The 14,709-nt window shown below is 31.1% G+C and carries 13 protein-coding genes; 8 read left to right on the top strand and 5 right to left on the bottom strand.

Annotation, left to right across the window (positions count from 1 at the left end; translation table 11 throughout):
• Positions 1-61 precede the first annotated feature (61 nt).
• A complete protein-coding gene (locus LGK95_RS05765) occupies positions 62-2,725 on the top strand; it encodes a cation-translocating P-type ATPase (protein WP_264174483.1) in 2,664 nt (887 codons plus the stop codon).
• A gap of 54 nt (positions 2,726-2,779) precedes the next feature.
• On the opposite strand, the gene LGK95_RS05760 is transcribed toward LGK95_RS05765, so the two are convergent.
• From LGK95_RS05760 to LGK95_RS05750, 3 genes are all read right to left on the bottom strand, one after another.
• Positions 2,780-3,622: a CvfB family protein gene (locus LGK95_RS05760; protein WP_226123140.1), complete on the bottom strand. Its 843-nt coding sequence runs from the start codon at positions 3,620-3,622 to the stop codon at positions 2,780-2,782.
• A 21-nt stretch (positions 3,623-3,643) separates the two neighbouring features.
• Complete coding sequence (locus LGK95_RS05755; protein WP_319001902.1) at positions 3,644-4,141, bottom strand: GAF domain-containing protein; 498 nt, start codon at positions 4,139-4,141, stop codon at positions 3,644-3,646.
• A gap of 170 nt (positions 4,142-4,311) precedes the next feature.
• Positions 4,312-4,818 carry a gamma carbonic anhydrase family protein gene (locus LGK95_RS05750; RefSeq protein WP_226123139.1) on the bottom strand — a complete coding sequence of 169 codons (507 nt, stop codon included), beginning with the start codon at positions 4,816-4,818 and terminating at the stop codon, positions 4,312-4,314.
• Positions 4,819-5,175: 357 nt separating this feature from the next.
• On the opposite strand from LGK95_RS05750, the gene LGK95_RS05745 reads away from it, so the two are divergent.
• Both LGK95_RS05745 and LGK95_RS05740 read left to right on the top strand, forming a co-directional pair.
• A complete protein-coding gene (locus LGK95_RS05745; RefSeq protein ID WP_226123138.1) occupies positions 5,176-8,226 on the top strand; it encodes a vitamin B12-dependent ribonucleotide reductase in 3,051 nt (1,016 codons plus the stop codon).
• A gap of 116 nt (positions 8,227-8,342) precedes the next feature.
• Positions 8,343-9,944 carry an amidohydrolase gene (locus tag LGK95_RS05740; RefSeq protein WP_226123131.1) on the top strand — a complete coding sequence of 534 codons (1,602 nt, stop codon included), beginning with the start codon at positions 8,343-8,345 and terminating at the stop codon, positions 9,942-9,944.
• A 48-nt stretch (positions 9,945-9,992) separates the two neighbouring features.
• Here LGK95_RS05740 and LGK95_RS05735 read toward each other — a convergent pair whose 3' ends face one another.
• Positions 9,993-10,367: a hypothetical protein gene (locus LGK95_RS05735; RefSeq protein ID WP_226123125.1), complete on the bottom strand. Its 375-nt coding sequence runs from the start codon at positions 10,365-10,367 to the stop codon at positions 9,993-9,995.
• A 328-nt stretch (positions 10,368-10,695) separates the two neighbouring features.
• Between LGK95_RS05735 and LGK95_RS05730 the strand changes: the two genes are divergently transcribed.
• From LGK95_RS05730 to LGK95_RS05710, 5 genes are all read left to right on the top strand, one after another.
• Entirely contained in the window at positions 10,696-11,550 is an 855-nt protein-coding gene (locus tag LGK95_RS05730; protein ID WP_226123123.1) for a Rossmann-like and DUF2520 domain-containing protein, read from the top strand.
• Positions 11,551-12,378 carry a 3-methyl-2-oxobutanoate hydroxymethyltransferase gene (gene panB / locus LGK95_RS05725; protein ID WP_226123120.1) on the top strand — a complete coding sequence of 276 codons (828 nt, stop codon included), beginning with the start codon at positions 11,551-11,553 and terminating at the stop codon, positions 12,376-12,378. It abuts the gene before it with no gap.
• Positions 12,379-12,462: 84 nt separating this feature from the next.
• Entirely contained in the window at positions 12,463-13,308 is an 846-nt protein-coding gene (gene panC / locus LGK95_RS05720) for a pantoate--beta-alanine ligase (RefSeq protein ID WP_226123117.1), read from the top strand.
• A gap of 124 nt (positions 13,309-13,432) precedes the next feature.
• Complete coding sequence (panD, locus tag LGK95_RS05715; RefSeq protein ID WP_226123115.1) at positions 13,433-13,816, top strand: aspartate 1-decarboxylase; 384 nt, start codon at positions 13,433-13,435, stop codon at positions 13,814-13,816.
• 78 nt (positions 13,817-13,894) lie between these two features.
• Positions 13,895-14,116 carry a DUF378 domain-containing protein gene (locus LGK95_RS05710; protein ID WP_226123114.1) on the top strand — a complete coding sequence of 74 codons (222 nt, stop codon included), beginning with the start codon at positions 13,895-13,897 and terminating at the stop codon, positions 14,114-14,116.
• A gap of 95 nt (positions 14,117-14,211) precedes the next feature.
• Here LGK95_RS05710 and LGK95_RS05705 read toward each other — a convergent pair whose 3' ends face one another.
• A complete protein-coding gene (locus tag LGK95_RS05705) occupies positions 14,212-14,673 on the bottom strand; it encodes a hypothetical protein (protein ID WP_226123111.1) in 462 nt (153 codons plus the stop codon).
• Between the last annotated feature and the right edge of the window lie 36 nt (positions 14,674-14,709).

Raw genomic sequence — 14,709 nt, 5'->3', positions numbered from 1 at the left:
ATTTTTATTTTTAATAAATTACACTGTTATAACAAATACTATAAGACGAGGTGATATATTCATGTTCTTTAACAAAACAATAGATGAGGTCTTAGAAGAATTGGAAACTAATCCAATAACTGGACTTTCTCAAAAGGCAGCAGAATTACAAAGAGAAAAATTCGGACTTAACCAATTAGCATCTAAAAAGCCTAAAACTCTAATAGCTATGTTTTTTGCTCAATTAAACGATATTTTAATCTACATTTTAATTGTAGCGGCAGCGATATCTGCACTACTTGGTGAAACAAGTGACGCAATAATAATTGGTATTGTTATTATTATTAATGCTTCAGTAGGCATTATTCAAGAGTCAAAAGCTGAAAAAGCTCTAGATGCATTAAAAAAATTATCTACACCTAAGGCTGTAGTTAGAAGAGATAGTGAATTAAAAGAAATTCCATCACAGGAAGTTGTACCTGGAGATATTATTATCATTGACGCAGGACGATATGTGCCTTGTGATTTAAGGCTACTTGAAACTGCTAATCTAAAAATTGAAGAATCTACACTTACAGGTGAGTCTGTGCCAGTAGATAAAGAAGCATCACTAGTCTTAACTGGAGATGATATTCCACTGGGTGATCAAAAGAATATGCTCTTCATGTCTACACTCGCAACATATGGTAGAGGTGTTGGGATAGCTGTACACACTGGGATGAATACACAAATAGGTAAAATTGCTAAAATGCTCGATGAAAAAGTAGATGCCCAAACCCCTCTTCAAAATAAACTAGCCCAGCTTGGCAAATATCTTGGTATAGGTGCTCTCCTCATATGTGCTCTTATGTTTGTAGTTGGCGTTCTTCAAAAAAGGGATCTTTTTGAAATGCTCCTTACATCTATTAGTTTAGCCGTAGCTGCTATCCCTGAAGGTCTTCCTGCTATAGTTACTATAGTGCTTGCTATGGGTGTTCAAAAGATGATAAAAGAGAAAGCTATTGTACGTAAACTACCTGCTGTTGAGACTTTAGGTTCAGTAAATATTATATGTTCAGACAAAACAGGAACTCTAACTCAAAATAAAATGACAGTAACAAAATTCTACTCAGGTGGTTATTCAGAAAATATAGACAGTCTAAACATAAATAACACTGAACATAAGCTCTTGCTTGAGAGTCTCATTTTATGTAATGATGCTACCTATTCTGAAAACTCAAAAACAGGTGACCCAACTGAAATTGCTCTATTGGTAACTGGAGTTAATTACAAAACTTTCAAAGATGATTTAGAAAAAAAGCATCAACGAATTGATGAAATCCCCTTTGAATCAGATAGAAAATTAATGACTACTGTAAATAAATACGATAATGAGTATTATGTAATGACTAAAGGAGCTATTGATAACCTGCTCAAATTATGCACTAAAACCTATATAAAAGGTAACATAGTAGATATTACTGAAAGCATAAAAAAAGAAATTTTAACTGCCTCTAACAATATGTCAGACAACGCATTAAGAGTTCTAGGTTCAGCTTATAAAATCCTTCCAACTTCTCATGTAGATATCAATTCCTTAGAAAATGATTTGATATTTATTGGACTTGTAGGTATGATAGATCCACCTAGACTTGAGGTTAAAGATTCTATTTCCTTATGTAAAAACTCTGGAATAAAAACTGTTATGATAACCGGTGACCACCAAAACACAGCTTTTGCCATAGCCAAAGAACTTAATATTACTGAAGATTCATCCGCAGTTATGTCTGGCACTGAGCTTGATAAATTGTCGGATTCTGAACTAATTAGTAAAATTGATAATATAAGCGTATTTGCAAGAGTGTCCCCAGAACATAAAGTTAAAATTATAAAGGCTCTTAAATCCAAAGGCAACATTGTATCTATGACTGGAGACGGAGTAAATGATGCTCCATCCCTTAAAATGGCAAATATAGGTGTTGCCATGGGTATAACAGGTACTGATGTAGCTAAGGGTGCTGCTGACATGATATTAATAGACGATAACTTCTCAACTATAGTTTCTGCTATAAAAGAAGGAAGGAATATATTTACAAATATTAAGAAAACTGTAGTATTCCTTATCTCATGTAATGTTGGAGAAATTATAGCTTTATTTCTTGCAATACTTCTAGGATGGGCATCGCCTCTTAGACCTATCCATATACTATGGATTAACTTAATTACAGATACACTACCAGCTTTAGCTTTAGGTGTAGATCCTGGTGACCCCGACGTTATGAAATATAAACCACGTAACCCGAAAGATAGTTTATTTAAGGGTGCAACTGTAAGTTTGCTTCTTAACGGATTGTTAATTGGTGTAGTAACTTTAGTGGCATTCATAATAGGTGCAAAGTATTATAGTGGAACAACAAATTTATTCCCTTTATTCCCTAAAAATATTTCACAAGATGCTTTAAAACATGCACAAACTATGACTTTTGTAGTACTTAGTGTTTCTCAACTTGTTCATTCACTTAATATGAGAAATGATAAGAAATCTATATTTCAAATAGGTTTATTTACAAACAAATATTTAATTGGAGCTATAATTATAGGAATAGTGCTACAAAACTTAATAATAACTGTGCCACCACTCGCAAATGCTTTCAGTGTTCATGCTTTGAGTTTGGCAGATTGGGGTATCGTTACTATCTTATCCTTAATGCCACTTTTATTTAATGAAGTTGTAAAAATGTTTAAACGTAGCTCATCTAAAATTTAAATAATAAAATGCCGATGAATTAATTCATCGGCATTTTATTATTTTAAAGATGTCTTATTGTTTTAAAGTGGTACCATCTTCATCTTGAGTAATTAGATCACTTTTCATAAGTCCACCTAATGCTCTTTTAAAAGAGTTTTTACTAGTTTTGAATATTTTCTTTATATCATCTGGTGAACTTTTATCATTATATGGCATAGAACCATTAGATTTAGCTAAATATTCTAATATTTGTTCTTCAACTACATCTCTTTCCTCAAGTCTTGGCTTTCTTGCTGTTACGTCCATTTTACCGTCTTCATAATATTTTTTTACTCGTACACTTAGTCTATCTCCAGGTGTTATACTAGTATAATTCTCATTTTTTAGAATAACCGCTCTATAAATATCATCAATAGCTATCATCAAGGTACCATTAGTCTGGATTCCATATACTGTACCCTCCACTTCATCATCAATATTATATGAATCTGTCTCGTATAAATATTTATCAATAAATGTAGTAGCTGCGAGTCTTCCAGTCTTATCTAAGTATATATAAAAAAGATATTTTTTACCAGTTTCTAAGCTATAATTTTCCTCCTTGAAAGGAACTAATATGTCTCTTTCTAAACCAATCTCTACAAAACTTCCTATTGGAGTCATGTCAACAACTTTAAGATAAGCTAAGTCGCCAACCTTTGCGAGTGGTCTTTTTAAAGTAGCAATTAATCTATCACTTGAGTCTCTATATATGAAGGCTTCAACTTCATCGTCGATTTTAAGCGCTCTACCTACTGTACTTTTCATTGGTAATAATATGTCATCGCTAGTGTTGTCTGTCCCAGCACCCAAATAATACCCAAATTCTGCACGCCTAACTACTGTTAAACTATTTAAATCTCCTATGTTTATCATTTATTATCTCCTACCTTTTATTTAAACTTTCGTCCAATCTATATATTTGTTAAGTTTATCAACAAATTGTACTAAATACTTTTCATCAAGCTCCGTAAATCTTCCTATATCCGGACTATCTATATCCAAAACTCCATAAACCACATCATCCTTTATTATAGGTATAACAATTTCTGAATTTGTAGCACTATCACAAGCAATGTGACCTGAATATTCATGAACATTTTCTATTCGCTTAAGTTTTTTTTCTGTTACTGCGGATCCACATACGCCTTTACCTATTTCTACTCTGTTACATGCTGGCAGTCCCTGGAACATTCCAAGAACTAATGTATTATCTCTGAGTATGTAAAACCCTGACCAATTTATCTTATCCATAATTGCCTTTAGAATTGCGGTTGCATTCGATAAATTTGCCAGATCATTTTCTTCTGAGCTGAGCTGCCCTTCTAACAGAATAAGCATATATTTGTATTTCTGCTCATTTGTCATCTTTTCTATTCCATTTAATTTTATCATTTTTCTCACCTCTTAACAAACCCTTATCCATATAACTCTATTGTATTAAAAAAGCAACATAAATAAAAGCTATTTTAACTATATTTTTAAAATAAGTTTTCAAAAAAATATAGCAACCTTCAAGTAGATAAATTTTACAAAAAGGTTACTATGCTATATTCAAATACATTTTATTTTGTAATATACTTCATTGATAACTTTGCATAATATTGTGCTGATTCTTTTAAACCCTCTTTTTCTTCTTTTGTAAGGTCTCTAATGACTCTTGCTGGTACTCCCATGCATAAAACGCCGGTCGGTATCTTTTTTCCTTGAGTAACTAAGCTACCTGCACCAATTATAGTATATTCTCCTATTTCGGCTCCATTTAGTATTGTGCTCCCCATTCCGATTAGAGTATAATTTGAAATTTTACAACCATGAATTATGGAATTATGCCCTATAGTTACATAATCTCCGATATTAACTGCAAAACCGTGATCATTATGAACAGTCGAATTATCTTGAACATTTGTATATTCACCTATAGTCATAGTGTTCATGTCACCTCTTAGTACAGCTCCAAACCAAATATTACTGTACTCACCTATAGTTACATTTCCTATAACGTCTGCACTGCTAGCAATAAAGGTGTTTTTATGTACATTAGGTATTTGTCCATCGAATTGATGTATCATAATTTCATCATCTCCTCTTTCAAATTAATTTGTTTATCATAAAAATAGTATCGTAAATATATGTTTATTATACTACTATATTTGATAAATGAGACTATAATTTGTCACATTATAAGTTAATATTTATTGTTGATTTATTTTAAATTTTATTATATAATACCATATGTAGTGGAGATTGTTTCGTAATTACTACATATGGTATTATACTTATTTCACACATAATATTAGCCTAAATAATCAAGAAAGTTTTTAGGTATAGTATTTTCAAACATACCGAAGTACATTTTACATGATTTAGATTTAATATGCAACTAATAGGAGGTGTCTATACTAGTTTTTTTTAAGCTAGTATTAATTATGGCGGAGATAAAAAATTTAATTAAAAGAGTTTTTACAACTGAACTAGAAAAAGATAAAACTATTACTGTTTTTGATTTATTTAATTGGAAAAAAGTAAATGTTTTATTAAAAGACCATAAAACTAATAAAGTACTTTTAGATATGAAGGATTTAGAATTTCCAGAGCATTACTCTCAGAATTCATGCGATATAATCGCTTCAAAATATTTTAGAAAATCTGGTGTTAACAACAAAGAAGGCTATGAGAATAGTATGAAAATGGTATCTCATAGGCTTGTTAATTTCTGGTGTGAAGCCTTAACTGACGAGACTATCATTAAAACTGAAGAAGAAAGAAACATCATATATGATGAATTAATATATGCTTTTTTAAATCAAATGTTTGCACCAAATTCTCCACAATGGTTTAATACTGGGCTTAACTTATCCTATGGTATAAAAGGTGGATCTTTAGATAATTTTTATTATGATGAAAAATTAAAAAAGATTGTTAAAAGTGAAGATGCTTATACAAGAACTCAAGCATCAGCTTGTTTCATTCTTTCAATTGAAGATAAACTACTTGGCAAACATTCAATTTCTGAGCAGTATGTAACAGAAACTAAATTATTTAAAGGTGGTTCTGGTACTGGAACTAACTTCTCTAGCCTAAGGGCTCGCGGTGAAAAATTATCTAGTGGTGGGGTTTCATCAGGCCTTATGAGTTTTTTAAGAGGACTTGACAGAAATGCTGGAGCTATAAAATCTGGTGGAACTACAAGGCGTGCAGCTAAGATGTTATGCCTTGATATTAATCACCCTGAAATAATGGAATTTATGACTTGGAAAGCTAAAGAAGAAGATAAAGTACGTGCTCTTACTAAAATGGGTTATGATGGTAGTTTCGAAGGAGAAGCTTATGAGACTGTATCTGGCCAAAATGGAAATAACTCTATAAGATTCTCGGATGAATTCATGATGAAGGTAGATAACTTATCAAAAGATCCTGACCAGACTATTACACTTAAAGGAAGGTGTGATTCATCAATTGATAGAGAAATAAGTGTTAAAGAATTATGGGATACTTTTAATAATGCTGCTTGGCAATGTGCTGACCCAGCTCCTCAGTTTGATGATACTTTTAATGCATGGCATACTTGTCCTGGTGGAGAAGATGGAGTAGTTAATGCTAAATATAATAGAATAAATTCAACTAATCCTTGTGGAGAATATGCTTTTTTAGATGATACATCTTGTAATTTAGCATCTATAAATATTTATAAATTTTATGATGCTAAAGCCAAGAAATTTGATGTTAATGGATATGTCCATTTAGTAGGGCTTACTCAATTAGTTCTTGAAGCCTCAATACATTGGGGGCAATTTCCAACTGAAGATATAGCAAGAAAAAGTTACCTATTTAGAACCACAGGTCTTGGAATCTCAAATTTAGCTTCTTTATTTATGGTAATGGGCTACCCTTATGACTCAGAAGATGCTAGAAATATAGCTGCATCACTAAGTGGAATAATGACTGCTCAGTCCTACTATGTTTCATCAATGCTTGCAAAAGAACTAGCTCCCTTTGAAAAATATGAAACTAATAAAAACCATATGCAATTAGTTATAAGAAATCATGCTAGAGCTGCTGGAGCACTAAATAGTAAATATGAGAATTTAAATTATCAGCCTATAAAAGTTAACCATGCTATATTAAATAATAACTCTCTAGGTAATATAAGTGAAACCCTTAAAAACTGTTGGTCAAAAGTTTTAAGTAGTGGTGAAAAATATGGTTTTAGAAATGCACAAGTTACAGTTTTAGCTCCCACTGGTACTATTTCCTTTGCAATGGATTGTGGTGCAACATCAGTTGAACCATATTTTAGTCATTGTATATATAAAAAATTATCTGGTGGCGGATTTATGACTATCGTAAATCCTGTAATTAAAGAATCCTTGGATAACCTTGGATATTCTACGGATGAAACAAATGATATTCTAGAATATATTCTAAGAAAAGAAAAAGTTAATGAAAACGGCTTTGAATACGAAAAAATTGTTGATGGAAAGATTGAGGGCGCTCCACATTTAAAGATAGAACATTTGCCTATCTTTGATACAGCAAACAAATGCGGTAGTGGTCAAAGATATATCTCATTTATGGGACATGTTCTTATGATGGCAGCAATAACTCCAATGATATCAGGTTCTATATCAAAGACTGTCAATTTACCTAAAAATGCAACTATTGAAGACTTTAAAGAAGTTATATTAAGTTCTTGGAAACTAGGCGTAAAAGGTATCTCCTTATATAGAGATGGTTCAAAAGCTAGTCAGCCTTTAAATACTACTTTGTCTGAAGATAAAGAAGTATCACTTGAGGATTTGTCATATGAAGCTCTTTTAAAGAAAGCAAAATCATTACAAGAAACATCTAATCATTCTACAAGAGAGAAGCCAATTGGAATACGTTATGGAACTACTCATCCTGCTCAAATAGAAGATGTAAAAATTTATACTACTGTTAATAGACGTTCAAATGGAGAAATTTCTGAAATATATATAACTACAGATAGAGAAGGTACTATTATTACTGGGTTACTAAATTCCCTTTCAAAGGCAATTTCAGTAATGCTTCAACATCATGTGCCCGGAGAAGCTATTTCTAAAATGCTTCGAGGACAAAAATTTGAACCTTATGGTTTTGTACAAAAACATCCATACATTAAATCTGTCTCTTCTATATCCGATTTAATTAGTAAGATTATTGATATAGAATTAGGAGATTATAGTAGATGTCAAATTAAACCTGAAAACTATAATAACAGTGATATACCAAATAACCCTCTAATACCTGATGAAAATGAAATCTCAACAGGTCTTGCAGAAGCTGAGAATGCTACCTCCCCTACTAGCACAAGTACTGGTGGAAACATAAGTACAGGCAAAATTCAAGGTGAAAGATTATACTCTGAAACCTGCTCTCATTGCTCAAGTACAAGACTTGTTAGAAACGGTACTTGCAAAGTTTGTTTAGAGTGTGGAACTACTACTGGATGTAGTTAATAAATAAATCAAAAGCCCCCACTTATGGGGGCTTTTGATTTATAATTAATTTTGGTAATTGATTGGAGACAGTTAACAACTAATGAGTCTTTGCTACTTTAAAGGAGATGTTTAAAATGACCGCATTTATTAACGGAAACATAATAACTTTAGATAATAATAATAAGCTTTGTGAGGCTTTTTATGTAGAGCATGGTATTTTTAAAGCTGTAGGTACTACTAGAGAAATATTGAGCTTATGTAAACCTTGTGATGATGTATTTGATTTTAAAGGCAATACAGTTGTTCCGGGATTTAATGATGCCCATATGCATTTCTTAACCTACGCTGCTCAAAAGAATAATATTAACTTATTAAATGTCGGATCTATCAATGATATGGTCCGTGCAAGCCAAGAATACATAAAAAATCGTAGTATTCCAAATGATGCATGGGTACTTTCTAGAGGTTGGAATGATAATTTATTTTCTGATAAAAGACTTCCTAATAGATACGATCTCGATAAAATAAGTACAGATCATCCTATATATTTTGCAAGAATATGTGGACATATCGGAGTTTTTAATTCTAAAGCTTTACAATTACTAAACATAGATTCCTCATCTCAAAATCCAAATGGTGGTATTATTGATAAAGAAAATGGGATTCCCACCGGAATACTTAGAGAAAATGCTTTAAATATAGTTTCTGATTTTCTTCCTACAATGCCCAAGGAGCAGATAAAAATATTATTAAAGTCTGCTTTTATGGATGCTTTGAAAGTAGGAATTACTACCATTCAAACTGAAGATTTAACGGAGTGTGGCTCAATAGATAATTTATTATGTGCCTATAGAGAATTAGAAAACGATGGAGCTATTCCTCTAAGATTTATACTTCAATTAAATTTACCAAGTGTTAAAAGTATGTCCAAAGCAATTAGTTTAGGACTACATTCAAATATTGGAAGTAATATGTTAAAGATAGGTCCTATAAAACTATTTGAAGATGGTTCTTTAGGTGCTAGAACTGCCTCTATGAAAAAAGAATACTGTGATGATGACACTACAGGCGTATTAATTTATAATCAGGCATCTTTAAATCATATTACAAAACTTGCACATAATGCTGGCTTTCAAATAAGTATTCATGCTATAGGAGATAATGCTATTGAAACTATTTTAAATTCTTATGAAAAAATTATATCTATCTCAAGCAATAAGGATTTACGACTAACTATAGTCCATTGCACATTCACAAATGAGGAAATACTTAACAAATTCAAGAAATTAAATATAATAGCTAATGTTCAACCAACATTCGTTATGTCTGATCACCCAATTGTAGAAAAAGCAGTTGGCAAAACTCGTTCAAACAATAGCTATGCTTTTAAACATATGCTTAGCTTAAACATTCCTATTGCCTTTAGCTCTGATGCACCGATAGAACTGTTTAACCCTATGCAAGGTATATATGCAGCAGTTATTAGAAAGGATTTGCTAGGTAATCCTACTTGTGGATTTAACAATACTGAAAACTTAACCGTTGTTGAGGCGTTAAAGGCCTATACTATAGGTCCTTCTTATATGAGCTTTGAAGAAGATATTAAAGGCAGTATATCTCTAGGAAAGTTAGCTGACTTTGTTGTGTTGTCAGAAGATATTATGCACTGCAAACCTCATAATATAAAGGATATAAATGTTTTAGAAACCTACGTAGGTGGCATTAAAATGTTTTAAAGCAAAAAGAGAGTATAGATTTCATATAGAAATCTATACTCTCTCCTATTATTTTTTATTGTTTTTAACTCTATTAGGCTTAGCTTTAGGCCTAATTACTATGTCATCTTTTTTATCTTTTTTCGAATTAGTACTTGTATAATTTGTTTTAGAAACATTCTTCTTCTTTCTCATAAGACCTGCTAAATCCATAAACCATAAAGCAAATATAACAAATATTCCTGGTATTACATATTTAGATACAAAGGTCGGCATTGTTGGCCATACGATCATAGGAACTATAAAAAATACTATAGCTATTCCAAGAACTATCCACTTACTAATTTTAATCTTGTACAATACATAAGTTTTTAAAACATAATATAATGCAAGAGCAATAATTGCAAATACAATCATGCTAAGTATTTGTATGAATATATTCATATTTTATCCCCCCTTCTTTATAAATAAAAGTACACTATACATTATCAAACATTTCTTAATATATATCAATAGTATATGTATTAATTTATTAATTTATATTTGTATTTAAAAAAATTTTATGCTAAAATATTTATGGGTAGTATCTAATAAGAACTGCACTTAATTGTTTAACATATTATTAATAACCTGCTAAAGTAGCTTTATCTACTAAAGTGGTTTGATTTATTTTTTCTGCTCATATCTTTATGAATGGGACAGCTATACAGGAGGATTTAACTCTCAGTTATCTGAGACGTTTTTTATACTGTATTAAATTGGAGGCGATATTATGGTTATCGGCTTTATTGGATCAGGAAAGGTAGGATTTTCTCTTGGAAAATATTTTTCCATGAAAGGAATAATTTTATCTGGATATTATAGTGAATTATATAAAGATGCAAAAGAAGCATCTGAATTCACTAATTCAAAAGCTTATGAGACAATCAATGATTTGGTAAAGGATAGTTCAATGATTTTCATTACTACTCCTGATGATTCAATTCACGAAGTTTGGCAGAAATTATTAAATTTTAACTTAACTAATAAAATAATATGTCATACTAGTGGTTCTTTAACCTCTAGCATTTTTAAAAATATAAACAATTCAGATGCATTCGCATATTCGATTCACCCAATTTTTGCATTTTCAGATAAATATAATTCATACAAAAACCTACAAAATGCTTATTTTTCTATAGAAGGACCAGAAGGTCATATTGATCAGCTCAAAGATTTTATTCATTCATTAGGCAATAAATCTTTTGTTATTGATAAAGATAATAAGGCACTTTACCATTTAGCTAGCGTAACAGTATCAAATTTAGTTTTATCTTTAATTAATACTGGATGCAGTTACTTAAGTCAATGTGGGCTAAGTGAAAATGATGCCTTAGAAGCGTTACTACCTTTAATACAAAATAATATTGATAATATAAAACATGATGGATGCAAATCTGCTTTAACTGGTCCAATCGATAGAAACGATATAGGCACGGTAAACCTTCACATGAATGCTATTCCTAAGATTGATGTAGAATTATATAAAAAATTATCACTAAATCTACTACCTTTATCCCAAAAGAAACATAAAGACAAAGATTACACAAAGCTTAAAGAATATTTAAGCATGAAGGGGGACTATTAATTGAAAAATTCAGTTTCAACCTTTATATCAGCTAAAAAATCGGCTCAAAAATTAACAATGCTTACAGCTTATGACTATTCCATGGCTAGGATTATTGATGAATGTGGCGTTAATGGAATTCTAGTAGGAGATTCCTTAGGTATGGTTTGCCTTGGATATAAGGACACCTTAAGCGTAACTATGGATGATATGTTGCATCACACTAAAGCTGTTGTTCGTGGAAGTAAAAATGCTCTTGTAGTCGGTGATATGCCTTTTATGTCCTATCAAGCATCACTATATGACGCGGTCAAAAATTCAGGCAGATTTATACAAGAAGCCGGAGCACAAGCTATAAAACTCGAGGGTGGTGCCATCGTTTGCCCACAAATTAAAGCTATAGTGAATGCTCAAATCCCTGTAATGGGTCATCTTGGTCTAACTCCACAATCTGTTAATATGTTTGGAGGCTTTAAAGTCCAAGGTAAAAATACCACTGATGCACAGAAACTTATTGAAGATGCTAAAAAAATAGAGGCAGCAGGTGCTTTTGCTATTGTACTTGAATGTATCCCCTCAAAACTGGCTGATATTATATCACGTAGCATTAGTATACCAACTATAGGAATTGGTGCTGGTGGTGGCTGTGATGGCCAAATTTTGGTGTATCAAGATATGCTTAATATGTTTGATGGCTTTAAACCTAAGTTTGTAAAAGACTTTGCAAATGTTGGAGATCTCATGAGAGACGGTTTTAAATTATATGTTAAAGAAGTTAATGAAGGAACTTTCCCCGCTAAAGAGCACTGTTTTAAAATTGATGATGAAATTTTAAATAAACTATATTAACGTATTTTAAATATACATAAGAAAGGAAGTGTAGCTGGCATTAATAAAGTATAAATAAGAACACTTTATAAATGCCTCTAGCAAATGATTACTGTAAAAACTATTGAGGAAGCTCGAAATCAAATGAAATCTTGGAAAAAAGAAGGTTACAGCATCGCCTTAGTTCCTACTATGGGATCCCTACATGAAGGCCATGCAAGCCTAATAAACCGTGCATCAAAAGAAAATGAAAAAGTTGTTGTAAGTATATTTGTAAATCCCATACAATTCGGTCCTAATGAAGATCTATCATCTTACCCAAGAGATTTAGATAAAGATTCAATTCTATGTGAAAAAGCTGGAGCACATCTAATATTCGCTCCAGAAACCTCTGAAATGTATTACACTGATATGGTAACAGGCGTTAGTGTACAAGGACTTACAACAGGACTTTGTGGTGCTAAAAGACCTGGTCATTTCAACGGTGTATGTACTGTAGTTTCAAAACTCTTTAATATAATTCCAGCCGATAAAGCATACTTTGGGGAAAAAGATGCTCAACAATTGGCTATAATAAAAAGAATGGTAAGAGATTTGAATTTTGATATAGAAATTATTGGGTGCCCTATTGTACGAGAAGACGATGGACTTGCAAAAAGCTCACGCAATGCTTATTTGTCATCAAAAGAAAGACAAGCAGCTTTAGTTTTAAACAGGAGCTTAACTAAAGGTAAAGAATTGTTGTCATCTGGTGAAAAATCTACTGAACTTTTAAAAAAAATTATAAGAAATGTACTTCAAAATGAGGTTTTGGCTAAAATTGACTATATAGAGGTTGTTGATGCAATGTCGCTAAATGATGTAGAACTTGTAAATAAGCCTATTCTTATTGCCATAGCAGTCTTCATCGGCAAAACGAGATTAATAGATAATTTTATATGGGAAGCTTAAGTTAAAATACTACTAAAGAATAAACGAGTGATACCAAAAAATAATTGTTATGTGCTTATAAAAATACAGAATGGATAACAATTAATAATTGTTATCTATCACAGAGAAATATAGGAGGATCAATATGATATTAACTATGTTAAAATCTAAAATACACAGAGCTATTGTTACAGATGCTAAATTAAATTATGTTGGAAGTATAACTATAGACAAAACGCTAATGGAAAACTCAAATATTCTAGAATATGAAAAAGTGCAAATTGTAGATATTGATAATGGAAACAGGTTTGAAACTTATGTTATTGCAGGGGATCCTGGTAGCGGAACTATGTGTATTAATGGAGCTGCTGCAAGATGTGTTCAACCTGGTGATAAAATAATAATTATGACTTTTTGCCAAATTAATGAAGAAGAAGCAAAAAATATTAAACCTACAGTAGTATTTGTTGACAATAACAACAATTTATTAGAAATAGCTCATTATGAAAAACATGGTGAAATAAAATAATTTATTTTATAATATTGTAATATTTTTTACAAAATTGCAAACAATAATAACAAGAATTAATTAAAGGAGATGTTTGCAATGAAAGCATTAGATACTACTGCACTTGTATTAATTATTATAGGCGCTATAAATTGGGGATTAATTGGATTTTTCCGATTTGACCTAGTATCAAGCTTGTTTGGTACAAATACTGCATTTACAAGAATTATTTTTGCTCTAGTAGGTTTATGTGGCCTATATGCTTTATCTTTCTTAGGAAGAGACAGAGATAGTGACAGAGATAGAACTGAGGTTAAATAGTTTTAAAATTGAATGTTACAACAAATAAAAGAAACTGAATTTCAAATTCAGTTTCTTTTATTTGTAATTATTTACGAAATACTATATTCTCTACTTTAGTTAAATCTAAGTTGAACTAGCGAGGTTTTATCTGTAACTCTTATTACAATTAAGCTATGTTCTTCTTTTTTGTTTATATCTCCAATAATCTTCGAATAATTTTCATCTAACATTTTTAACCTATGACCAGCTTTAGTTCGAATTTCATATCCACTTCCTGTTTTTACTACCAATAAATTTTCCCATTCGTGTGGCTTATAATCATTAAAGTTAATCTCAAAAATTATCCCTTGTTTCTCAAGCAAACTTATTAAGCTAATATATTTGTCATATAACATATCATGGGTAAACTTAAATTTTTGAATTGTCTCATTGTTATGTTCGAGGATCTTTATTTGCTGGACTAATTGTAATTCATATTCTTCCCCTTTTATATCAAGTTTCTCAATCTTATGTTTAATATTTTCTAAATAACGTTCATTATTATTTTTATCCATTATTATTACCTTGCCTTTCATAGTATTCTTTATGTAGAATGTACTTGAGGTGATTAT

Origin of the sequence: Clostridium algoriphilum, assembly GCF_020443705.1 — a bacterium.
Taxonomy (GTDB): domain Bacteria; phylum Bacillota; class Clostridia; order Clostridiales; family Clostridiaceae; genus Clostridium_AD; species Clostridium_AD algoriphilum.
The sequence above is the reverse complement of the archived record's forward strand: the minus strand, read 5'-3'. Positions and strand labels throughout refer to the sequence as shown.

Bases quoted from the DNA above. Each gene is read 5' to 3' on its own strand.
- LGK95_RS05765 (WP_264174483.1), top strand. From the start codon at position 62: ATGTTCTTTAACAAAACAATAGATGAGGTCTTAGAAGAATTGGAAACT.
- LGK95_RS05760 (WP_226123140.1), bottom strand. From the start codon at position 3,622: ATGATAAACATAGGAGATTTAAATAGTTTAACAGTAGTTAGGCGTGCA.
- LGK95_RS05755 (WP_319001902.1), bottom strand. From the start codon at position 4,141: ATGATAAAATTAAATGGAATAGAAAAGATGACAAATGAGCAGAAATAC.
- LGK95_RS05750 (WP_226123139.1), bottom strand. From the start codon at position 4,818: ATGATACATCAATTCGATGGACAAATACCTAATGTACATAAAAACACC.
- LGK95_RS05745 (WP_226123138.1), top strand. From the start codon at position 5,176: ATGGCGGAGATAAAAAATTTAATTAAAAGAGTTTTTACAACTGAACTA.
- LGK95_RS05740 (WP_226123131.1), top strand. From the start codon at position 8,343: ATGACCGCATTTATTAACGGAAACATAATAACTTTAGATAATAATAAT.
- LGK95_RS05735 (WP_226123125.1), bottom strand. From the start codon at position 10,367: ATGAATATATTCATACAAATACTTAGCATGATTGTATTTGCAATTATT.
- LGK95_RS05730 (WP_226123123.1), top strand. From the start codon at position 10,696: ATGGTTATCGGCTTTATTGGATCAGGAAAGGTAGGATTTTCTCTTGGA.
- panC (WP_226123117.1), top strand. From the start codon at position 12,463: ATGATTACTGTAAAAACTATTGAGGAAGCTCGAAATCAAATGAAATCT.
- panD (WP_226123115.1), top strand. From the start codon at position 13,433: ATGATATTAACTATGTTAAAATCTAAAATACACAGAGCTATTGTTACA.
- LGK95_RS05710 (WP_226123114.1), top strand. From the start codon at position 13,895: ATGAAAGCATTAGATACTACTGCACTTGTATTAATTATTATAGGCGCT.
- LGK95_RS05705 (WP_226123111.1), bottom strand. From the start codon at position 14,673: ATGAAAGGCAAGGTAATAATAATGGATAAAAATAATAATGAACGTTAT.